Source organism: Sphingomonas antarctica (genome assembly GCF_965137005.1).
GTDB classification, from domain to species: domain Bacteria; phylum Pseudomonadota; class Alphaproteobacteria; order Sphingomonadales; family Sphingomonadaceae; genus Sphingomonas_O; species Sphingomonas_O antarctica.
Genome location: NZ_CBCRXM010000004.1, coordinates 225,125 through 244,622, shown reverse-complemented (window position 1 = coordinate 244,622; position 19,498 = coordinate 225,125). Strand labels below are relative to the sequence as shown.

General features: G+C 64.5%; 21 protein-coding genes and 1 other RNA gene. 9 read left to right on the top strand and 13 right to left on the bottom strand.

Annotation, left to right across the window (positions count from 1 at the left end; genetic code table 11):
• Positions 1-10: 10 nt before the first annotated feature.
• Complete coding sequence (locus ACM9ME_RS06735) at positions 11-646, top strand: hypothetical protein (RefSeq protein WP_415642666.1); 636 nt, start codon at positions 11-13, stop codon at positions 644-646.
• Here ACM9ME_RS06735 and ACM9ME_RS06730 read toward each other — a convergent pair.
• The 5 genes from ACM9ME_RS06730 to ACM9ME_RS06710 form a co-directional block, all read right to left on the bottom strand.
• Positions 643-963 carry a YbaB/EbfC family nucleoid-associated protein gene (locus ACM9ME_RS06730; RefSeq protein WP_415642665.1) on the bottom strand — a complete coding sequence of 107 codons (321 nt, stop codon included), beginning with the start codon at positions 961-963 and terminating at the stop codon, positions 643-645. The two genes, ACM9ME_RS06735 and ACM9ME_RS06730, sit on opposite strands and share 4 nt — an antisense overlap.
• Complete coding sequence (locus tag ACM9ME_RS06725) at positions 960-2,540, bottom strand: DNA polymerase III subunit gamma/tau (protein WP_415642707.1); 1,581 nt, start codon at positions 2,538-2,540, stop codon at positions 960-962. The genes ACM9ME_RS06730 and ACM9ME_RS06725 overlap by 4 nt, the downstream gene beginning before the upstream one ends.
• A gap of 160 nt (positions 2,541-2,700) precedes the next feature.
• An RNA gene (ffs, locus tag ACM9ME_RS06720) (signal recognition particle sRNA small type) lies at positions 2,701-2,798 on the bottom strand.
• Positions 2,799-2,827: 29 nt separating this feature from the next.
• Positions 2,828-3,157, bottom strand: a complete 330-nt coding sequence (locus tag ACM9ME_RS06715; protein ID WP_415642664.1) for a 2Fe-2S iron-sulfur cluster-binding protein — start codon at positions 3,155-3,157, stop codon at positions 2,828-2,830.
• On the bottom strand, positions 3,157-4,245 hold the full coding sequence (locus ACM9ME_RS06710) for a cysteine desulfurase family protein (RefSeq protein WP_415642663.1): 1,089 nt from the start codon (positions 4,243-4,245) through the stop codon (positions 3,157-3,159). Before ACM9ME_RS06710 ends, ACM9ME_RS06715 begins: the two co-directional genes overlap by 1 nt.
• A gap of 89 nt (positions 4,246-4,334) precedes the next feature.
• Here ACM9ME_RS06710 and ACM9ME_RS06705 point away from each other — a divergent pair, with 89 nt between their 5' ends.
• Both ACM9ME_RS06705 and ACM9ME_RS06700 read left to right on the top strand, forming a co-directional pair.
• The gene (locus tag ACM9ME_RS06705) at positions 4,335-4,988 is read left to right on the top strand and encodes an alpha/beta hydrolase (protein ID WP_415642662.1); all 654 of its coding nucleotides are present in this window, start codon (positions 4,335-4,337) and stop codon (positions 4,986-4,988) included.
• Complete coding sequence (locus ACM9ME_RS06700; protein ID WP_415642661.1) at positions 4,985-5,449, top strand: hypothetical protein; 465 nt, start codon at positions 4,985-4,987, stop codon at positions 5,447-5,449. The genes ACM9ME_RS06705 and ACM9ME_RS06700 overlap by 4 nt, the downstream gene beginning before the upstream one ends.
• Here ACM9ME_RS06700 and ACM9ME_RS06695 read toward each other — a convergent pair.
• Together ACM9ME_RS06695 and ACM9ME_RS06690 are read right to left on the bottom strand one after the other, a co-directional pair.
• Positions 5,446-5,619 carry a hypothetical protein gene (locus ACM9ME_RS06695; protein ID WP_415642660.1) on the bottom strand — a complete coding sequence of 58 codons (174 nt, stop codon included), beginning with the start codon at positions 5,617-5,619 and terminating at the stop codon, positions 5,446-5,448. The genes ACM9ME_RS06700 and ACM9ME_RS06695 overlap by 4 nt on opposite strands.
• A complete protein-coding gene (locus tag ACM9ME_RS06690) occupies positions 5,616-6,557 on the bottom strand; it encodes a threonine ammonia-lyase (RefSeq protein WP_415642659.1) in 942 nt (313 codons plus the stop codon). Before ACM9ME_RS06690 ends, ACM9ME_RS06695 begins: the two co-directional genes overlap by 4 nt.
• 137 nt (positions 6,558-6,694) lie before the next feature.
• Between ACM9ME_RS06690 and ACM9ME_RS06685 the strand changes: the two genes are divergently transcribed.
• The 4 genes from ACM9ME_RS06685 (at position 6,695) to ACM9ME_RS06670 (ending at position 9,956) form a co-directional block, all read left to right on the top strand.
• The gene (locus tag ACM9ME_RS06685; protein ID WP_415642658.1) at positions 6,695-7,879 is read left to right on the top strand and encodes a type III PLP-dependent enzyme; all 1,185 of its coding nucleotides are present in this window, start codon (positions 6,695-6,697) and stop codon (positions 7,877-7,879) included.
• Between the two features lie 70 nt (positions 7,880-7,949).
• Positions 7,950-9,005, top strand: a complete 1,056-nt coding sequence (locus ACM9ME_RS06680; RefSeq protein WP_415642657.1) for a 1,9-bis(guanidino)-5-aza-nonane synthase — start codon at positions 7,950-7,952, stop codon at positions 9,003-9,005.
• A 61-nt stretch (positions 9,006-9,066) separates the two neighbouring features.
• Complete coding sequence (locus ACM9ME_RS06675; protein WP_415642656.1) at positions 9,067-9,495, top strand: MAPEG family protein; 429 nt, start codon at positions 9,067-9,069, stop codon at positions 9,493-9,495.
• Positions 9,492-9,956, top strand: a complete 465-nt coding sequence (locus ACM9ME_RS06670) for an MAPEG family protein (RefSeq protein ID WP_415642655.1) — start codon at positions 9,492-9,494, stop codon at positions 9,954-9,956. The genes ACM9ME_RS06675 and ACM9ME_RS06670 overlap by 4 nt, the downstream gene beginning before the upstream one ends.
• Here ACM9ME_RS06670 and ACM9ME_RS06665 read toward each other — a convergent pair.
• The 6 genes from ACM9ME_RS06665 to ACM9ME_RS06640 all read right to left on the bottom strand — a co-directional run bounded on the left by ACM9ME_RS06665 (position 9,943) and on the right by ACM9ME_RS06640 (position 16,964).
• Positions 9,943-11,097 (bottom strand): class I SAM-dependent RNA methyltransferase, encoded by a 1,155-nt coding sequence (locus ACM9ME_RS06665; RefSeq protein ID WP_415642654.1) that lies wholly within the window; start codon positions 11,095-11,097, stop codon positions 9,943-9,945. The two genes, ACM9ME_RS06670 and ACM9ME_RS06665, sit on opposite strands and share 14 nt — an antisense overlap.
• Before the next feature lie 8 nt (positions 11,098-11,105).
• The gene (locus tag ACM9ME_RS06660; RefSeq protein ID WP_415642653.1) at positions 11,106-11,891 is read right to left on the bottom strand and encodes an NAD(P)H-hydrate dehydratase; all 786 of its coding nucleotides are present in this window, start codon (positions 11,889-11,891) and stop codon (positions 11,106-11,108) included.
• Positions 11,872-13,593, bottom strand: a complete 1,722-nt coding sequence (gene ilvD, locus ACM9ME_RS06655) for a dihydroxy-acid dehydratase (protein ID WP_415642652.1) — start codon at positions 13,591-13,593, stop codon at positions 11,872-11,874. The genes ACM9ME_RS06660 and ilvD overlap by 20 nt, the downstream gene beginning before the upstream one ends.
• Positions 13,590-14,357: an N-formylglutamate amidohydrolase gene (locus tag ACM9ME_RS06650; protein ID WP_415642651.1), complete on the bottom strand. Its 768-nt coding sequence runs from the start codon at positions 14,355-14,357 to the stop codon at positions 13,590-13,592. The genes ilvD and ACM9ME_RS06650 overlap by 4 nt, the downstream gene beginning before the upstream one ends.
• Positions 14,354-15,196 carry a 4-(cytidine 5'-diphospho)-2-C-methyl-D-erythritol kinase gene (locus ACM9ME_RS06645; protein WP_415642650.1) on the bottom strand — a complete coding sequence of 281 codons (843 nt, stop codon included), beginning with the start codon at positions 15,194-15,196 and terminating at the stop codon, positions 14,354-14,356. The genes ACM9ME_RS06650 and ACM9ME_RS06645 overlap by 4 nt, the downstream gene beginning before the upstream one ends.
• A gap of 121 nt (positions 15,197-15,317) precedes the next feature.
• Positions 15,318-16,964 (bottom strand): electron transfer flavoprotein-ubiquinone oxidoreductase, encoded by a 1,647-nt coding sequence (locus ACM9ME_RS06640; protein ID WP_415642649.1) that lies wholly within the window; start codon positions 16,962-16,964, stop codon positions 15,318-15,320.
• 116 nt (positions 16,965-17,080) lie between these two features.
• On the opposite strand from ACM9ME_RS06640, the gene ACM9ME_RS06635 reads away from it, so the two are divergent.
• Together ACM9ME_RS06635 and ACM9ME_RS06630 are read left to right on the top strand one after the other, a co-directional pair.
• Positions 17,081-17,800, top strand: coding sequence for a uracil-DNA glycosylase family protein (locus tag ACM9ME_RS06635; protein ID WP_415642648.1), 720 nt, complete (start codon positions 17,081-17,083; stop codon positions 17,798-17,800).
• Complete coding sequence (locus ACM9ME_RS06630; RefSeq protein ID WP_415642647.1) at positions 17,797-19,476, top strand: lytic transglycosylase domain-containing protein; 1,680 nt, start codon at positions 17,797-17,799, stop codon at positions 19,474-19,476. Before ACM9ME_RS06635 ends, ACM9ME_RS06630 begins: the two co-directional genes overlap by 4 nt.
• Positions 19,477-19,498: the final 22 nt, after the last annotated feature.

Genomic DNA, 19,498 nt, shown 5'->3' with positions numbered 1-19,498 from the left:
CGAGCGCGGCATGGCCGCGATCGAGTTCGCCATGTCCCTTGGCGCGGTCGTAACGCTCGGCGTGTATGGCACCGAGATGTCGAATCTCGCGTTGGCACACCTCAAGGTCAGCCAAATGGCGCTGGGACTTGCCGACAACATCTCGCGCGTCGGGCTGAAGAGCGCGCTGGCGCAGCAGCAACTGCGCGAGGCGGACATCAACGACGCGCTGGTCGGCGTGCAGATGCAGGGCGCGGCGATGAGCATGGGCACGCGGGGACGGATCACCATCTCTAGCATCCAGGTCAATCCGCAGGGTGGCCAATGGATCAAGTGGCAGCGCTGCCTGGGTATACGCCAGGGCGCCGGCTGGGATTCGAGCTATGGCGTTCAGGATCAAGGCAGCACGGGCACGAGTTTCACCGGCATGGGGCCCCCGGGACAGGAAGTGACCGCCCCGCCGAATTCCGCGGTGATTTTTGTCGAAATCAATTACGATTACCAGCCAGTGATCAATTTCGGGCTCGATACTGCGCGCAAGCTGACTTATGTCGCCAGTCTGGTGGTGCGCGACAATCGCGACCTGACGACGGTGTACAACCCCAACCCGACCGCGACCTCGATGACCTGCGACAAGCATTTGTCGACAGTACCCAAGCGCGGTTAGCCCGGCAGAGTGAAACCGGGCGGCAGCGACATGCCGCGCGTCACTTCGCTCATCTTGTCGGCGGCGACATTGTCGGCCTTCGCGCGCGCATCGTTGATTGCGGCGGCGACGAGGTCTTCGAGCATGGTCTTCTCGGACGGTTGCATCAGCGAATTGTCAATACTCACGCCGATGATGCGGCCCTTGGCGCTGGCCTTGATCTTGACCAACCCGCCGCCGGACGCGCCTTCGACTTCGACATCGTCTAGTCCGGCCTGGAGGTCGGTCATCTGTTGCTGGACGTTGCTGGCCATTTTCATGATGTCGTCGAGGTTCATGCGGCGTCACTCCGGTTGAGGGTCCAGCCGGTCAGTTCGGCGGACGGAAAAGCTTCGAGCAGGCCGGCGACCAGCGGCTGCGCTTTGACGAACTCCTCGTTCGCCAGCCGCGCGGCATTTTCCTGTTCGAGGAGCGTTGCGGACGCGGGTTCGTCGGCAAGGCCGACCTGCCAGATCATGCCGTCAAATGATTTCAACGCCGCAGTCAGGTCGCGCGCGAAATCGACGGGGAGCGGCTTGGTCGCGCGCAGTGACAATTCGGGCGGGGCATAGCGCACCAAACCGGCATTATCGTGCAGCAACTGCGCCAAGGCGTAGCGCCCGCCCGCTTCGAGCCGCGCGACCAGCGCGCCGAAATCGGCGGGTGCGGTCGATGCGGGCGTCGGGCTGGCCGCAGGTGCGGCAACGCCACCTTCGGCAATACGCCGCGCCAGTTCGCCTGGATCGGGCAATGTCGCGGCATAGACCGCGCGGAGCACCGCCATGTCGGCGGCTTCGCGCGGGTCCGCGGCCTTCACGACCTCGTCATGGCCCTTGAGCAGCATCTGCCACAGGCGATGAAGCGTGCCGTGGCCGAGCTTCCCAGCCCATTCGGCGAGCGCGGCGCGTTCTTCGGCGGGCAGCGCGGGATCGTCGGTTGTGCCAACCTTGGTCACCGTGATGCCGTGAACCAGTTCGAGCAGCCCGCGCACGACGCCCGCAGGATCGACGCCCAGCGCATGCTGTTCACCGAGGATCGCCAGCGCATTCTTGCCGTCGCCATCAAGGATATGCGTCAGCAAGCGGCGCAACGCCCCGCGATCGCTGAGCCCCAACATCCCCTGAACCTGATCGGCAGTGACCTTGCCGCCCGAGTCCATGTCGGCATGCGCCACCGCTTGGTCGAGGATCGACAGACCGTCGCGCACCGACCCTTCGGCGGCGCGCGCGATCATCGCCAGCGCATCGGGTTCGGAGACGACATGTTCCTGCTCGAGGACGTAAGCGAAATGCGAGGCGAGCAAGTCCGCCGGGATGCGGCGCAGATCGAACCGCTGGCAACGCGACAGGACGGTGACCGGCACCTTGTCGATCTCGGTCGTCGCGAAGATGAATTTGACGTGCGGCGGCGGCTCCTCAAGCGTCTTGAGCAGCGCGTTGAACGCGTTCTTCGACAGCATGTGCACTTCGTCGACGATGTAAACCTTGTACCGCGCCGACACCGCCGAATAGCGCACCGCCTCGATGATCTCGCGAATGTTGTCGACCGAGGTGTTCGACGCCGCGTCCATCTCGATCACGTCGATGTGCCGCCCTTCGGCGATCGAGATGCACGGCTCGCAGACGTTGCAAGGATCAATCGTCGGGCCGCCATTTCCCGCCGGGCCGATGCAATTGAGCGCCTTGGCAATCAGTCGCGCAGTCGACGTCTTGCCGACGCCTCGGACGCCGGTGAGTAGGAAGGCATGGGCGATGCGGTCGCGCTTGATGGCGTTACCCAGCGTGCGGACCATCGCTTCCTGCCCGATCAGCTCGGCGAAAGTCTGTGGCCGGTATTTGCGCGCCAGGACGCGATAGCCCGCGTCGCGCGGCTGCATCGGCATGTCGAGGCCGAGGGCGGGGGATTCTTCGGTCACTATGGGGCAGACCTTAGAGTGAGGATGCGGCGTGGCAAAGCCACGTCGTCAGTCAAAGCTGCGCTTTGCTGGCCGCGCTTGCGCGAGGTCGAAATAACGCGGTTATTTCGTGCCCGCGCGACGCGGTGGAAGCCGGAACGACCCGGGACGAAATCGTTGTGGCTGCTTCCTTCCGGATCTGACCAGGTTGGCGACAATCCCGTCCGCCCGACTTCCGGAGGCGCATATGGCGCAACCTCGTCCCGGTTTCAACGCCGTGCGTCGTTGGCACCCGACGGAATACGGACAATCAGCCCGTCGAGGCCATCGTTCAGAACGATCTGACACGCCAGGCGGCTGGTGCGCGTCGCATAGGCGGCGAGGTCGAGCAGGTCTTCCTCATCCTCGCTCGCGGGCGACAACCGATCGAACCATTCGTGCGCGACGATGACGTGGCAGGTCGAACACGCCATCTGCCCTTCGCATGTCCCTTCGAGCGGTTGCCCGGCCGCTTGCGCAACGGTGAGGAGAATTTCCCCCGCAGCAGCATCGACGCGCTGTTCCTGACCGTTCGCGCCGACGAAGGTGATTGCGACCATCAGTTGATCCCCTGTGCTGCTGTGGCCGACAGTATTGCGCCAAGGCCCGTGCGGAGATCGTCCTCGCTGGTATAGCGGCCCCAGCCAAGGCGGATCGAGCTGCGGGCCTGTTGTTCGGTCAAGCCCAAAGCCCGCAATACGTGGCTGGTACGCCCTGATCCGCTGCCGCACGCGCTGCCCAGCGAGAAGGCGACATCGCGGACGTCGGACAGCAGGCGCGTGGCGTTCACGCCATCGCGGCGGATGTTGAGATTGCCCTTGTAGCGATGCGCTGTCGATCCGTTGATCGTCCAGCCGGCAAACATTTCGGTGGCGACGTCCCACAGAAGCGCAACGTGCGCGGCGTCCGCGTTCATCCGGTCCGCCGCAAGATTGGCCGCTGCGCCGAACCCGGCACACAAGGCCGGCGAAACGGTGCCCGAGCGCAGTCCGCCTTCCTGCGCGCCGCCCAAAATCAAGGGCGGCAAATCGATGCCATCACGAATCCACAGCGCGCCGATGCCTTTGGGTCCATGAATCTTGTGCGCGGAGACCGCGATCATGTCCGGCCCCTCCGGGATCCAGAGCCGCCCGAACCCCTGAACCGCATCGCATACCAACCAGCTGCCACAGTCGTGCGCGGCTTCGGCGAACGCTTCGACCGGCTGGATCGTGCCGATCTCGTTATTGACCAGCATCATCGAGACGATGCCGCTTTCGGGCAGCCATGCAGGCGCATCTGCCACGCCGTCTTCGCCGACGGGGATCGATTCGGCGTGGAGCGCTTCGAGGCATTGCAGCCCGGCGGCATGTTCGATCTCGGTGCCGATGGTGCCGCCCGGGCGCAGTTGCGCGCTCTTGAACAAGGCCCAGTTGAGCGCCTCGGTCGCGCCGGAGGTGAAAACGACTCGCCCGCCTTTGGGCAGCAGGGCGGCCACCGCTTCACGCGCCAGTTCAACCGCTACTGCCGCGGTCCGCCCACTGCGATACTGGCTCGACGGGTTGGCATAGCCGCCCGCCGCGTCGTCGGTGCCGGATAGCCAGGGCAGCATCGCATCGCGCGCTTGCGGAGCCAGCGGCGTGGTCGCCTGATAATCGAGGTAAATCACGTCAGTTGCGAACCATTCGCAAAAGTTGCGGATTGCAACCGACGGACCTATAGGATGCCGTAACGAAATTCTCCACAGATTGAGACATCATGCCCGAAGTGATTATTCCGGGGCCGGAAGGCCGCCTCGAAGGCCGTTACCACCCCGCCCCCAAGCGCGCGCCGGTGGCGATCATACTCCATCCGCATCCGCAGGGCGGCGGGACGATGAACAACCGTATCGTCCAGGCGCTGTATCAGGATTTTGTGCGTCGCGGCTTTGCCGTGCTGCGCTTCAACTTTCGCGGCGTTGGCAAAAGTCAGGGCGTGTTCGACAATGGCGTCGGCGAGCTGAGCGATGCGGCTTCGGCGCTCGATTGGGTGCAGCAGGTTCATCCCGAAGCGCAGACGACCTGGGTGGCCGGATTCAGTTTTGGCGCGCTCATCGGCATGCAATTGCTGATGCGCCGCCCGGAGATTCGCGGGTTCATCTCGATCGCGCCACCGGCGAACATGTATGATTTCACGTTTCTCGCGCCCTGCCCTGCCTCGGGCATCATGATCCAGGGGCTGGCGGACGAAGTCGTCACGCCGATCGCGGTGCAAAAGCTGGTCGACAAGTTGCGGACGCAGAAGCACATCACGATCCACCATGACGAGATCAAGGGCGCCAACCACTTCTTCGAGAACGAGATGACCGAACTGATGGGTTCGGTGGACAAATATCTCGATTTCCGCCTGTCGCCCGGATGCACCATCCGGTGAGCGCGGAAGGGGATATCGATCTTCAGGCCGATCCGGCGCTGAAACAACTGACGCTCGACCTGTTTACCGAGATTGCGATCCTCGAGCATCTGATCCGCAACCGCGAGCAGGAGGTCAACGACCTGACCGGTGCGCAGTTCGGCATCCTCAACTATTTTTGCCGTCTGGATCACCCCGAAGCGCGAATTTCGCTGCTGGCGTGGAGTTTTCAGGAAACCGAATCGCGGATTCGCGAACTGGTCGACAGCTTGCGTGCGCACCAATTGGTGGCGGTCAGCGACGAAGCCGATGGTTGCGTGCGGGTCACGCCGGCGGGGCGCGCGAAACATGACGAGACGATCATGCTGATGGCGCCCGAATTCCTGCCGATCGTGCAGGATATCCCGCGGGAGGATCTGGAAGTGACCGTGCGCACGTTGATGGATTTGCGCCGGACGCTGGACAATCTGCCCGACCGCTAGAGCGTCCAAAGCAGCACGTTGGCGAGGATGACGACAGCGCAGACGACCATCAGCACCGCGCGCTTACGGTCGCGCTTCCAACCGACTGCGCCACCCCAGAGCAACCCGAATACGGCGAGCATCGCAATGCCCGGCGCGGCCTTGGCAACGGCCAGCAAGAATGCGTTCATCGGGCGAGCACGCGCGCGAACTGCCCGGCATCGACATTGCCGCCGGAGATCAGCAGCAAGGTCGCATCGTCGGCCTCAACTTTGCCCGCTACCAGCGCCGCCAATCCAACCGCGCCGCCGGGTTCGACGACCAAGCGCAGGCGATCATAAGCGTGGCGCATCGCGGCTTCGATTTCCGCCTCGCTGACGACAACGCCGGTCGCGCCGCGATCCTTGAGGATGCTGAACGTCAGATCGGCGACGCGCTTGGTCTGAAGCGCATCACACGCAGTCCACGGCGCATCGGCGGCGACTTCGACGATTTCGCCCTTGGACAGCGAACGCGCCATGTCGTCCCAGTTTTCAGGCTCTACGATGACAATCCGCGCATCAGGGCAGGCCAGCGACAGTCCCGCCGCCAAGCCGCCGCCACCGCAAGGCGTGATCACCATGGTCGGCTGACGCCCCATTTGCGCCGCGGCCTCGATGCCGGCGCTCCCCTGCCCTTCGACCACCCAGGGATCATCGAAGCTGGGGACCAGCACCGCGCCGCGTTCCTCGGCCAGAGCGGCGGCGATGGCTTCGCGGCTTTCGGTCTGGCGATTGTAGAACACGATGTCCGCACCGAGTTCGCGCGTGCCCGCGATCTTTGCCTTGGGTGCGTCCGACGGCATCGCAATCGTGGCCGCAATACCGAGCCGCTTTGCAGCCCACGCCACGCCTTGGGCATGATTGCCCGACGAGAACGCAACGACACCGTTCGCACGCTCGGCTTCGGTCAGGTTGCTCAACCGCCACCATCCGCCGCGCAGTTTGAACGCTCCCATCGGCTGCAGCGATTCGGCTTTGACGAAGATCGTCCGTCCGTGGAGTTCGAGACGCAGCAACGGCGTTTTCGGCACGACCTTCGCCACGGCTTCGGCTGCGGCGCAAACCCCGGAAAAGCTCGGAATTCTCACGCTTTGGCGCAGCTTTGCGACAAGATCTTTACACGACCCCCGGCGGTTCTTATGTGCGCCTTCCGCTGCCCCATGGGACTTCCACCGCAAGGCAGTGTTTTTGTCACCGGCCGAAAGGCCATTGGAGGTCCCTTGATTTGTACCAGCATCATAGCGCGCTGGGGCTAGCGTCGTCCCTAAAGCCGGTCCAGCCGGTTACGCTCATTCGCCCGCACGCCGCACAGCGTGCCGCCCGATTCTTCGCGGAGAAGTTTCCGGGACGTTCGATCTATGCGGTGAAGGCCAATCCCTCGCCCGACCTGCTGCGGGTGCTGTGGGATAGCGGCATTACGCATTACGACGTGGCGTCGATCGCCGAAGTCCGGCTGGTCGCGGCGACCCTGCCCGGTGCGACCCTGTGTTTCATGCACCCGGTCAAGGCCGAAGAGGTCATTGCCGAGGCGTATCACGAGCATGGCGTGCGGACCTTCAGCCTCGATTCGCTTGAGGAACTCGACAAGATCACGCGCGCCACGCGCGATGCCGAGGATCTGAACCTCTGCGTGCGGCTCCGCGTCTCGTCGGAACATTCGAAGCTGAGTCTCGCCGCGAAATTTGGTGCGGAGCCCTCCGAGATTCGCGAATTGCTGATCGCGACGCGCCAGGCGTCCGATGCCCTCGGCATCTGCTTCCATGTCGGCAGCCAGGCGATGACCCCGGCGGCCTATTCCGAAGCGATGGAGCGCGTTCGTGCGGCGATCGTCGACGCAGGCGTCACGGTCGACATCGTCGATGTCGGTGGCGGCTTTCCGTCGTCCTATCCCGGCATGGAGCCGCCGCCGCTCGAGGCGTATTTCGCCGTCATCCACCGGGCGTTCGAGGACCTGCCGATCAGCTACTCCGCCGAATTGTGGTGCGAACCCGGCCGCGCGCTGTGTGCCGAATACAGCTCGCTGATCGTCCGCGTCGAAAAGCGCCGCGGGGAAGAGCTGTACATCAACGACGGCGCGTACGGCGCGCTGTTCGATGCGGCGCATATCGGCTGGCGTTTTCCGGTCGAGCTGCTCCGCGAAGATCCGAGCCGGGCGCGGGACATGGGGTTCAGTTTCTACGGCCCGACGTGCGACGACATGGACAAAATGGCGGGGCCGTTCATGCTCCCTGCCGACGTCCAGGCAGGCGATTATATCGAGATCGGCATGCTCGGCGCTTATGGTTGCGCGATGCGGACCGGCTTCAACGGATTCGGCTCGATGGGGAGTTTCGAGGTCGAGGACGAGCCGATGACGTCGCTGTATATCGAGCTGGAACAGCCCAAGCGCTCGAACGTCGTTACACTGTAATCAATACCGACAAACGTGGCCGTGCGCGGGCAACCGCGCATGGCCGCGCATTTGCTGTTAGGAAGCCCGAATGACTACCCAGATCAACGACACCCGCAAGGCTGAGCTTCTGTCGACCGAAGTCGAGCATATCGACATCACCAAATTCGATGCGCGCCCGATCGTCGAGGCGATGGGCAAGATGAGCTTTACGTCACGCGATCTGGGCCGCGCTACGGGCATCTACAACCAGATGCTCGACGATCCCGATTGCACGGTATGCTTGGTCATCGCCGGGTCGACTTCGGCGGGCGGGTGCATGGATCTGTACGCCGAACTGGTCCGCTCGGGCATGGTCGACGTAATCGTTGCCACCGGCGCGACTATAGTCGATATGGATTTCTTCGAAGGGCTTGGCCACAAACACTATCAAGCGCTTGAAATTCCTGACGATGACACGCTGCGTTCGCTCTACATCGACCGCATTTACGACACCTATATCGACGAAGAAGCGCTGCAGAACGTCGATCACACGATTTTCGAAATCGCCGAGACGCTGGCCCCGAAACCCTATTCGTCGCGCGCGTTCATCCGCGAGATGGGAAAGTACCTCGTCGAGCATGGCAAGAAGGACAATTCTCTGGTCAAGCTCGCTTACGAGCATGATGTGCCGATCTTCTGCCCGGCGTTCGTGGATTCCTCGGCAGGCTTCGGGCTGGTCAAGCACCAGGTCGACGCGGCCAAGGCGGGCAAGCCATACCTCGTGCTCGACGCGATCGCCGACTTCCGCGAACTCACCCAGATCAAGATCGAGGCGGGCACCACCGGCCTGCTCATGATCGGCGGTGGCGTGCCCAAGAACTTCATCCAGGACACTGTTGTCTGCGCCGAAATCCTCGGTCACGAGGATGTCGCGGTGCATAAATACGCCGTGCAGATCACGGTCGCCGACGTCCGCGACGGCGCTTGTTCGTCATCGACGCTCCAAGAGGCTGCGTCATGGGGGAAGGTCAACACCGGCATCGAACAGATGGTGTTCGCCGAAGCGGGCTCGGTCATGCCGCTGCTAGCCTCGGACGCGTGGCATCGCCATCAGGATCGCATGCGCGAACCCAAGCGCTGGGCGCGGCTGTTCGCCGACACCTAATCCGTTGCATTAGCGAACTGGCCGGTCCACCCTTCCCGTTTCAAGGGGAGGGGAGCCCAAGATGCACGCTGAAATCCTGAAGCCCGTCGCGGTTTTGATCGCCTGGACACTCGTCATATTCGTTCTGATGATCGCGCGGCGCTTCCCGGCGATGAAGGCTGCCGGTATCGACCTGAGCAAAGCGCGTGGCGGCAAGCCGGGGGCGCTCGACGGGGTCGTCCCGGAATCCGCGCAATGGCCCGCGCACAATTATATGCATCTCGTCGAACAGCCGACGATTTTCTACGCCGTTGCACTGCTGCTGGCGATCGTCGGCATGGGCAACGGGCCGAACGCCAATCTCGCCTGGGCCTATGTCGGGCTCCGCATCATCCACAGCCTGATTCAGGTGACCGCGAACATCATAAAATACCGGTTCCTGGTGTTCCTGCTCTCAACAATCGTCCTGACCGCGCTGACGATCCACGCGCTGATGGCAGTGTTCGCATGACCGAGACCACGATCTTTCAGCCGGTCCTCGCCCTGATCATCTGGACGTGGGTGATGTGGGCTTGGATGTACGCCACCCGCCTGCCCGCGATCGGCAAGGCGCCAACGCTCGACGCCAAGACGTGGGTCGGCGGCACCGGGCGGCAGCTCGACGACGCCCTGCCGCCGCGCGTCCAGTGGGTGGCGCACAACTACAATCATTTGTTCGAGCAGCCCGTGCTGTTCTACGCCCTGACGCTAACCATCGCGTTTCTCGGACACGGGCATGGCATAAACACCGCCATTGCCTGGGCCTATGTCGGCATCCGCATCGTCCACAGCCTGTTTCAAGCGCTCGTCAATCGCGTCGTGGTGCGCTTCGTGCTGTTCCTGCTCGGCAGCCTGTGCCTGATGTCGTTGACGGTACACGCGACTTACTATGCGTTCGGCTGGCACGGCACACCGATCGTCAAGCTCGGCTGAAGGCCGCGACCAGTTCGACATGGGTCGACCAGCGGAATTGTCCGACCGGTTTGATCCAGTCGAGCTGGTAGCCGCCGGAAACAAGGATGGCCGCGTCGCGCGCGAAGGTTGCGGGGTTGCACGAGACATAGGCGATGTGTGCGGCCGTGGAGTCCGCGAGTAAGCGGATTTGCTCGACGGCCCCGGCGCGCGGCGGATCGAGAATGACGCCATCGAATGGTGCAAGCTCGTCGGCGGTCATCGGGCGGCGATACAGATCGCGGTGCGCCACTTGCATGCGTCGCGTGGCCAGTAATGCCGCGGCGGCATCGCGCGCGCCCTCGACCGCGAATTTCGTTGTAGGCAGTGCCAGTGCGAAGGTGCCGAGCCCTGCGAATAGATCGGCCACGCGTACGCTGCCCGCCAAAGCCACCGTAGCGCTCGCAATTAACGCCGCCTCGCCATCGGCTGTGGCTTGCAGAAACGCGCCTTCGGGCAGCGTAACAGGAACGCCGCCGAGCGTCATCGTCACCGCCTCTGGCTGCCAACGCAGTTGCGGACCAAGGCCATCGTCGATCGAAAGTCTGGCGAGCGCATGTTCGGCGGCAAAAGCCTGGATCGCTTCGCTGGCGGTGAAGCTGTCGGCGCTAAGGCCCAATGTGACGTCGATCCCCTGATCGCAGCGCGTCAATTGGACCGAGGCGCGCTGACCATGATCGAGGAGCGTGGCGAACAGCCCGCGCAACGGCGCGAGCATGGCGAACAGTTCGGGTAACAGCACGTGGCATTCGTGCAGATCGACGATCGTGTTCGACTTGCCTTCGTTGAAGCCGAGCAATACCTGCTTGCCACGCCGTTCCACGCGCAGTGATGCGCGGCGGCGGGTGTGTGGTGGCGACAGATGCGGTTCGCGGATCTCCGTCGACAGACCCTGTGCCGCAAGCGCCCCCGACACGCGCTCGACCAGATAATCACGATAGGCGGCGTCATCGACATGCTGAAGCTGGCATCCGCCGCAGGCCGGAAAGTGGCGGCATGGCGGCACTTGGTGGTGCGGCCCGGGCGTGATGGTGCCGTCTTCGGCAATTTCGTCGCCCGGTGCAGCGAAGGCGACGTGACGGCCGTCATCGGTAACCCCCTCGCCTCTCGCGGCGATCCGCATGACGACGCTCACGCCTTGGCGACCGCGCGCTTCAAGCTCCACAGCAGGTCGTCGGCGATGAGCGCAGGTCCGGCCAGCTCGGCGGCGCGCGCGTGGAACCAGCATCCGGACCGCACCGCCTCCAGCGTGTCGAAGCCGTGCCATGCGGCCTGGGCGAGCATCGTCGCGATGACGCCAGTCAGGACGTCACCCGTCCCCGCAGTGGCCAGCCACGGCGATGCGGGCGGCATGGTGAGAACACGACCATCCGGCGACGCGATGACCGTTGCGCTACCCTTGAGCAGCACGGTGGCGCCGCTCTGCTTTGCGGCGTGCAAGGCGGCTGCGGCGCGATCGCCTCCAATTTCGCCGAACAGGCGCGCGAATTCGTCTTCGTGCGGGGTCAGGACGCGGGGGTGATCGCTTTTGAGCGCCGTGAGGCCGATCGATAGCAATGTCGTCAGCGCACCGGCGTCGAGCACCACCGCCGTTTCAGACGCAAGGGCGGCCTCGACTTTCTTCCGGCCGAACGCGTCGTCTTCGAGGCCCGGCCCGATCGCGATTGCGCCGACCCGATCGTCTTTGAGCAGATCGGCGTTCCACGACCGTTGGACCATCGCATAGGGTGGCTGGATCTGCGGATCTTCAGTCGCCAGTTCGACATAGCTCGCCCCGCTGCGCATCGCCGCCTGCGCGCACAGATGCGCCGCGCCAGCCATCGTGCCACCAATGACCAGCACCTTGCCGCGGCTGTATTTATTGCTGCCGGCCTCGGGCGGCCGCAGCGCGGGTGGTTCAGATGTCGGCGTAGACATGTTTTTCAGCGCGCGCGCCGGGATGCGTCAGCGCGCCCTGCCACGCCGGACCGACGTTCTGCGCGTAACGCCACAGCGCGCCAGATTGATAATCGTTTTTGCGCAATTTCCACGACTTGCGGCGCGTAGCCATGATGTCGTCCGAAACCTTGAGGTCGATCGTTCCGGCCTCGGCATCGATGGCGATGATGTCGCCATTCTCGACCAGCGCTATCGGTCCGCCATCCGCGGCTTCGGGACCGACATGACCGATGCAGAAACCCCGCGTCGCACCCGAGAAACGTCCGTCGGTGATCAGCGCGACCTTTTCGCCGAGGCCAAGCCCGTAAAGCGCCGCGGTGGTCGACAGCATTTCGCGCATGCCGGGGCCGCCTTTGGGGCCTTCGTAACGGATGACGATAACCTCGCCTTCCTGGATCTGGCGCGCCTCGACTGCGGCGAAGCAATCTTCCTCGCAATCGAACACCCGCGCCGGGCCTTCGAATTGCAGCCGGTGCATGCCAGCGACCTTCACGATGGCACCATCGGGCGCAAGCGAACCGCGCAGGCCGACGACGCCCCCGGTGGGCGAGATCGGCGTCTTGGCGTCGTAAATCACTTTCTGGCCGGGATTCCACGTCACTTCGGCGATGTTCTCGCCGAGCGTGCGCCCCGTAACCGTCATGCAATTGCCGTCGAGCAGACCTTCGCCCAGCAAAGACTTCATCAGCATGTAGACGCCGCCGGCTTCGTACATGTCCTTCGCGACATACTGCCCGCCGGGCTTCAGGTCGGCCATATACGGCGTCGTCTTGAAGACCTCCGCGACGTCGAACAGGTCGAAATCGATCCCGGCCTCATTCGCCATGGCGGGGAGATGCAGCGCGGCGTTGGTCGATCCGCCTGTCGCCGCGACGATGCGCGCGGCGTTGACGAAGGCGTCGCGGGTGCAGATGTCGCGGGGGCGGAGGTTAAGTTCCACAAGCTCCATTACCTGCACGCCCGCAGCATGCGCAATTTGTTCACGTGAGGTGTAAGGAGCTGGAACCATGTTACTGTTTGGTAACGACAAACCGATCGCTTCGGCAACACAGGCCATGGTGTTCGCGGTGTACTGCCCGCCGCATGCGCCGTGGCCGGGGCAAGCGACCTTTTCGAGCGCGTGGACTTCCTCGATCGGGCAGGTCCCGGCGGCGTAGCGGCCAACAACTTCGAAGACGTCGACGACGGTCACGTCCTTTTCCTGGAAGCGGCCCGGCAGGATCGAGCCGCCATAGACGAAAATCGACGGGACGTTGAGGCGCAACTGCGCCATCATCATGCCCGGCAGGGATTTGTCGCACCCGGCAAAGGCGACCAGCGCATCGTAACAATGCCCGCGCACCGACAGTTCGACCGAGTCCGCAATGACCTCGCGGCTGACCAGCGAACTCTTCATCCCCTGATGACCCATGGCGATGCCGTCGGTCACGGTGATGGTGTTGAAACGCCGCGGCATGCCGCCACCGGCCTCGACGCCGCCACGGCAGGCATCGGCCTGAGCATCGAGCGTGGTGTTGCACGGTGCCGAGTCATTCCCCGCGCTGGCCACCGCCACGAATGGCCGAGCGATTTCTTCCTCGGTGAGGCCCATCGCGTAATAATAGGACCGGTGCGGCGCGCGCTCGGGCCCGACCGAGACGTGGCGGCTGGGCAGGCGGGATTTGTCGAAACGCTGGGTCATCGCCGGTCCGCTTGGACAGCGCGGGCGCAACCGTCAATCACCGGACGCAGGATCGCGGCCCATTTGGCAACGCCTGCCCGGCTGTCGATCAGGTCCTGCCGCACTTCGAGGCCGAGATAGGGCGTGCCCGTCTCCTCCCCGTGCCGGTTCATCGTCGCGTTGAGGATTTTGCCCGAATAGGGTTGCTGGTCCCCGGCGATGACACCCGCGGCGTCAAGCAGCGGGATGGCGATGCGCGCGGCGCGATCGTCTTCATTGTAGAGTATACCGACTTCCCATGGGCGTGGCTCGCCCGTCTTGAGGCTGGGCGTGAAGCTGTGCAGGGACAGCAGCATCGCAGGTCGTTCGCTGCCGATGCGTGACGCCAGGGCCTGGTGATAAGCGCGGTAGAACTTCAGCCTGTCTTCTCGTTCGTCATTCCCGCGAAGGCGGGAATCCATCTGCTCGCCATCCTGCGCGCGATCGGGTCCGGAGATGGACCCCCGCCTTCGCGGGGGTGACGAAGTTTGGGTGGGGAAATGGTTGCCGGGGATCGGCACGCCATCGCTCTCCGCCGGGATCAGGCCTGGCGCATCCTCATCCCGGTTGCAGTCGATGACGAGGCGCGAGACCGTCGCGAGGTGCGCGGGATAGCCAAGCTCGACCGCCAGCGCAGCGGCACCGATATCCCAGGCAATGTGCGTGGTCATCAACGCCGGATCGATACCCAGATCAACACCCTCCGGAACGTGGTTCGAAGCATGATCGACGACCGTGAGGATCATCGCAGCACGCTCGCCAGATGCCACCAGTCGGCGGGTACGCGCGCCGCCGCCGCATCACGTGACGTCATGGTGCCGAACAAAGCGAAACAGGTCGCGCCAGAGCCGGACATGCGGACGAGTGCCGCGCCGGGTTGGGCGGCCAGCCATTCGAGCACCTCGCCGATTTGCGGGACGAGCCGGCGTGCGGGCGTTTCGAGGTCGTTGCGGCCGTCGTGCCAGTCACCGAGCGGGCCGCGATCCTTGCCGTCCCAGCTACTGAACACGGCGGCGGTGGAGAGCGGGACGCGCGGGTTGACCAACAGCACGGGTGTTCCGGCAAGCGAGGGCAGTCGCGTCAAGTCGTCGCCCTTGCCGCTGCCGCGCATGGTTCGGGAGACGACGCAGGCGGGTACATCGGCACCGAGTTTCGCGGCGATCTTCGTGAAATCGTCATCCCGGCGCACGCCGGGATCCATCTCTCCGCCTGTGCCATTGCCAGTGCGGGAAAGTGGACCCCGGCTTTCGCCGGGGTGACGGGGGAAGAGGCGGAGGACTGCCGCCGCGTCGGCCGAACCGCCGCCAATGCCGCTGGCGACGGGGAGGTTCTTGGTGAGGTGAAGTGCCGCCGTGACGCCAATCGCGCGGGCGGCATCGAGGACGAGGTTATCGGTGGTGGCGAGTCCGGCCGCAAAAGGGCCGTCGATGGTGAGCGTGAGTTCTTCCGCTGGTTTTGCCGTCACGATGTCACCGTCCGCGCAAAATGCGAACACGGTTTCGATGTCGTGGTAGCCGTCTGAACGCTTGCGACGGACGTGCAGCGCGATGTTGATCTTGGCGTAGGCGGTTTCGGTGTGGTTCATATTATGGCTCTTGCGCAAAAGGCCGCCGTGGCAAAGCCACGCCGTCGGTCGGCGCTCACCGCGCCGCCGGCCGGACACGCCTTAAGGCGCGGCGCTGCTTCGCTACGCCTTGCCCGGCGTGTCACATATTCGGATAATTCGGTCCCCCACCCCCCTCGGGCACCACCCAGTTGATGTTCTGCGTCGGGTCCTTGATGTCGCACGTCTTGCAGTGGACGCAGTTCTGGGCGTTGATTTGCAGTCGCTGGCCGCTGGGGTCCGCCGCGTCCTCGACGAATTCGTACACGCCGGCGGGGCAATAACGCTGTTCGGGACCGGCATAGAGCGGCAGGTTGATCGCCGTCGGTACGTCCGCGTCCTTGAGCGTCAAATGGATCGGCTGATCTTCCTCGTGATTGGTGTTCGACAGGAACACCGAAGTCAGCTTGTCGAAGCTGAGCACGCCATCGGGCTTGGGATAGGCGATCGGTTGTTTCAAGTCGCGGCGCCACAGGCTCTTGTGATCGGCATGGTGCTTCATTGTGATCGGCAGGCCGATCTTCAGCGTGCGCATCCACATGTCGATGCCGCCGACCAGCGTGCCCAGCGTGCCGCCGAATTTGGCGACTGCGGGCTCGGCATTCTTCACCATCTTCAATTCATCGGCGATCCATGACGAGCGCACGGCGGGTTCGTAGCCTTCGAGTACGTCGCTTTTGCGCCCGGCGGCCAGCGCCTCGGCGGCATGTTCCGCCGCGAGCATGCCGCTCTTCATCGCGGTATGGCTGCCCTTGATGCGCGGCACATTGACGAAGCCGGCACTGCATCCGATCAGCGCGCCGCCCGGAAACGCCAGTTGCGGCACTGACTGCCACCCGCCCTCATTGATCGCGCGCGCGCCATAGGAGACGCGTCGGCCGCCCTGCAGGATCGCGGCAATCTCCGGGTGATGCTTCCAGCGCTGGAATTCCTCGAACGGCGATATCCACGGGTTCGAATAATCGAGCGCCACGACGAACCCCAAAGCGACCTGGTTGTTCGCCTGATGATACAGAAACCCACCGCCCCAGGCATCGTTTAGCGGCCAGCCCTGGGTGTGGATGACGCGGCCCGGCACATGCTTGGCGGGATCGATATCCCAAAGCTCTTTCAAACCAATTCCATAGACTTGTGGCTCGCACTTCGCTTCGAGATCGAAGATGCGCTTGAGCTCTTTGGTCAAATGGCCGCGCGCACCCTCGGCAAAGAAAGTGTAGCCGGCATGGAGTTCGAGGCCGGGCTGGTAATCCGCCTTGTGCGTCCCGTCGCGCGCCACGCCCATATCGCCGGTCGCGACGCCTTTGACCGAGCCGTCGTCATGGAACAGAATCTCGGCGGCGGCGAAGCCGGGGAATATCTCGACGCCGAGCCCTTCGGCCTGCTCCGCCAGCCAGCGGCACAAATTGCCCAGGCTACCGGTGAAATTGCCGTTATTGCTGAGCAACGGCGGCATCATCAGATGCGGCAGCGGGTATTTCTTCTTGGCGCTCAACACCCAATGGAGATTGTCGGTGACGGGTACCTCACCCATCGGACAGCCATCGGCCTTCCACGTCGGCAGCAATTCGTCGAGCGCCTTGGGGTCGACCACCGCCCCCGACAATATGTGCGCGCCGATTTCCGAGCCCTTTTCGAGGACGCAGACCGACGCGTCGGGGGCGACCTGCTTGAAACGGATCGCCGCGGCGAGCCCGGCGGGGCCTCCGCCGACGATCACCAGGTCATAGGGCATCGATTCGCGTTCGCTCACGGTCTTCCTCCGGGGTCGCGAGTGCGGCTCGTCCCGCCTCGCAAACGACTGGTCCGGCAACGGCTTGGCCACCGATTGACGCGCCCGTCAACCGCGGGCTTGCTAGGGTCGTGGGGTTGGGAACGATCACAGCGGACATCGACAGTGCCTATGCTTGGTGGCGGACGGCGGGTGTCGAGGACTGGGCGGGCGAGAGTCCGGCGATCTGGTTCGAGGAGCCGAAGCTGGCCCGCGTCGCCAGGCCGCGCGCCGATGCGGTGCGCGAGGAAGCCGCGCCCGCCCTTGTGGCGATCCCCGAAACGCTCGAAACGCTGACCGAATGGTTGATGGCGAGCGATGTCTTCGCCAGCGTCGGCCCGCGCACGCGGCGGCTGGCACCGGCCGGTCCGGTCGGCGGCACGATGATCGTCGTCGATATGCCCGAATTGGTCGACGTCGATGCCGGGCGGCTGTTCGCCGGCCCGCTCGAGGCACAGGTCGATGCGGTGTTGAAGGCGGTCGGAGTGACGCGTGACGAGGTCTATCTCGCCACCATGCTGCCGGGGCGGACACCCGACGGGCGCTTTCCTCCTGCCTTGCTGCCGACCGCGACCGAGGCGCTGCAACGCCATGTCGCGCTGGTGCAGCCCACCAAAATCTGGGCGATGGGCGATGTAGCAGCGCAGGCGCTGTTCGCGACGCGCGTCAATCCGAAGCGGCGCGAGTTGCTTGCGTTCGAAGACATTCCCGGGATCGCGACGATCCATCCCCGCTTGCTGCTCGACGATCCCGATCGCGAGCGGCGCAAGGCGATGTGGCCGCTGATGCAGCTGCTGTTTCCCAAGGACGATGCATGAAGCTGACATACGCCCTGTCGTTGCTGTGCGCTTGTGCGGCGCCTGCGCTCGCGCAGAAGCCTGCGCTGACGCCGCAATTGTTGCCGCAACAGCGGGCCGATTACGGCGTGGTCTTTGCCGCCATCAAGGCGAGTGACTGGACGGGTGCCAGCGCCAAGCTCGATGCGATGGGCATCGGGCCGTTGCACGCCGAGGCGCGCGCGCTGATCCTGACCGCGAAGAATTCGCCCAAGGCAGAGGCCGATCAGCTGGCGGCGGCGGCATTTGCCGCGCGCGATCTGCCCGAGGGGGCGATACTGGTGCGGCTGGCGACGACGCGCGGGGCCGCGGCGGTGCCGCAATTGCCCGAAGTGCGCGATCTGCGCTGGCTGGGCAGTGCGCCGCGCCGCGGCCGGACGGCGACGGTGGGCGGCGATGCGGTGGCGCAAAGCCTCGGGCCGCAACTGCTGCAGATGATCAAGGACGATCGCCCCGCCGATGCCGAAGCGTTGATCGCCGGCCGCGAAGGCGATTTCCAGGCCGAGCCGCTGACCGAATGGCGCCAACGGGTCGCCTGGTCCTATTTCCTGACCGGCAATGACGTCGCCGCGCGCGCGCTCGCTGCCAAAGCCCGCACCGGCTATGGCGAATGGGCGGCGCAGGCCGATTGGGTCGAGGGTCTGGCGGCATGGCGTCAGAAGGATTTCGGCGCGGCACTGGCGGGTTTCGATGCGGTGGCCCGCCGCGCTGCGGACAGCGAAATGGTCGCCGCCGGGCATTTCTGGGCGGCGCGCGCGGCGATGGCGGCGGGACGGCCGGAACAGATCCAGCCGCATCAGCGCGCCGCGGCGCAATTGGGCGAGACGTTTTACGGCATGCTGGCGCAGGCGGCGCTCGGTCTTGCCGCCAAGGGCGACGATGATGGCGCGGGGCAATTCGCGGTGGTTGCCGGTCGCCCGGCGGTCGCAGCAGCCATCGCGCTCAGCGAAATCGGTGAAAGCGAGCGGGCGGATTCCTTACTCCGCTGGCAGGCGCGCATCGGCCTCCCCGCCGAACACGCCACGTTGACGTTGATCGCTGGCAAGCTGGGGCTGCCCGCGACGCAATTATGGTTGGCGCATAATGGCCCCGCCGGTGCGCGGACGACGATCGAAGGGCGCTATCCTTCGCCCGAGACTTGGGCACCGGAGGGCGGCTGGCGCGTCGATCGCTCACTGGTGTTCGCTCATGCCCTCCAGGAATCGAACTTCCGCGCCGACGCGGTGAGCAAGGCGGGCGCGCGCGGTCTGATGCAGGTGCTGCCGACCACCGCCGCGCTGATTCAGCGGACGACCGGTTTGATAGTGTCGGGCGGGCTCAACTCACCCGCCGCCAACATGGCATTCGGTCAGAAGTATATCGAGCAACTCGCCGATATGGCGGCAACCGGCGGCGCACTGCCCAAAGTCATTGCCGCTTATAACTGCGGCCCGGCCCCGGTCGCGCGCTGGAACGTCAACTCCGCAGCGCAGGGCGATCCGCTGCTTTACATCGAGAGCATTCCCTATTGGGAAACGCGCGGATACGTCGCGACGGTGCTGCGCAATTATTGGATGTATCAGCAACAGGCTGGCAAGCCGACGATCAGCCGCGATGCCCTGCTCCAGGGCAGCTGGCCGACATTGCCACGCGAAGGAACGCAACTCGCGTCACGTTGACGATGTTCCCATAATGTTCCAT

Excerpts from the sequence above, each read along its gene's own strand:
- ACM9ME_RS06735 (WP_415642666.1), top strand. The coding sequence starts at position 11 with ATGGCCGCGATCGAGTTCGCCATGTCCCTTGGCGCGGTCGTAACGCTC.
- ACM9ME_RS06730 (WP_415642665.1), bottom strand. The coding sequence starts at position 963 with ATGAACCTCGACGACATCATGAAAATGGCCAGCAACGTCCAGCAACAG.
- ACM9ME_RS06725 (WP_415642707.1), bottom strand. The coding sequence starts at position 2,540 with ATGCAGCCGCGCGACGCGGGCTATCGCGTCCTGGCGCGCAAATACCGG.
- ACM9ME_RS06715 (WP_415642664.1), bottom strand. The coding sequence starts at position 3,157 with ATGGTCGCAATCACCTTCGTCGGCGCGAACGGTCAGGAACAGCGCGTC.
- ACM9ME_RS06705 (WP_415642662.1), top strand. The coding sequence starts at position 4,335 with ATGCCCGAAGTGATTATTCCGGGGCCGGAAGGCCGCCTCGAAGGCCGT.
- ACM9ME_RS06695 (WP_415642660.1), bottom strand. The coding sequence starts at position 5,619 with ATGAACGCATTCTTGCTGGCCGTTGCCAAGGCCGCGCCGGGCATTGCG.
- ACM9ME_RS06680 (WP_415642657.1), top strand. The coding sequence starts at position 7,950 with ATGACTACCCAGATCAACGACACCCGCAAGGCTGAGCTTCTGTCGACC.
- ACM9ME_RS06675 (WP_415642656.1), top strand. The coding sequence starts at position 9,067 with ATGCACGCTGAAATCCTGAAGCCCGTCGCGGTTTTGATCGCCTGGACA.
- ACM9ME_RS06670 (WP_415642655.1), top strand. The coding sequence starts at position 9,492 with ATGACCGAGACCACGATCTTTCAGCCGGTCCTCGCCCTGATCATCTGG.
- ACM9ME_RS06665 (WP_415642654.1), bottom strand. The coding sequence starts at position 11,097 with ATGCGGATCGCCGCGAGAGGCGAGGGGGTTACCGATGACGGCCGTCAC.
- ACM9ME_RS06660 (WP_415642653.1), bottom strand. The coding sequence starts at position 11,891 with ATGTCTACGCCGACATCTGAACCACCCGCGCTGCGGCCGCCCGAGGCC.
- ilvD (WP_415642652.1), bottom strand. The coding sequence starts at position 13,593 with ATGACCCAGCGTTTCGACAAATCCCGCCTGCCCAGCCGCCACGTCTCG.
- ACM9ME_RS06650 (WP_415642651.1), bottom strand. The coding sequence starts at position 14,357 with ATGATCCTCACGGTCGTCGATCATGCTTCGAACCACGTTCCGGAGGGT.
- ACM9ME_RS06645 (WP_415642650.1), bottom strand. The coding sequence starts at position 15,196 with ATGAACCACACCGAAACCGCCTACGCCAAGATCAACATCGCGCTGCAC.
- ACM9ME_RS06630 (WP_415642647.1), top strand. The coding sequence starts at position 17,797 with ATGAAGCTGACATACGCCCTGTCGTTGCTGTGCGCTTGTGCGGCGCCT.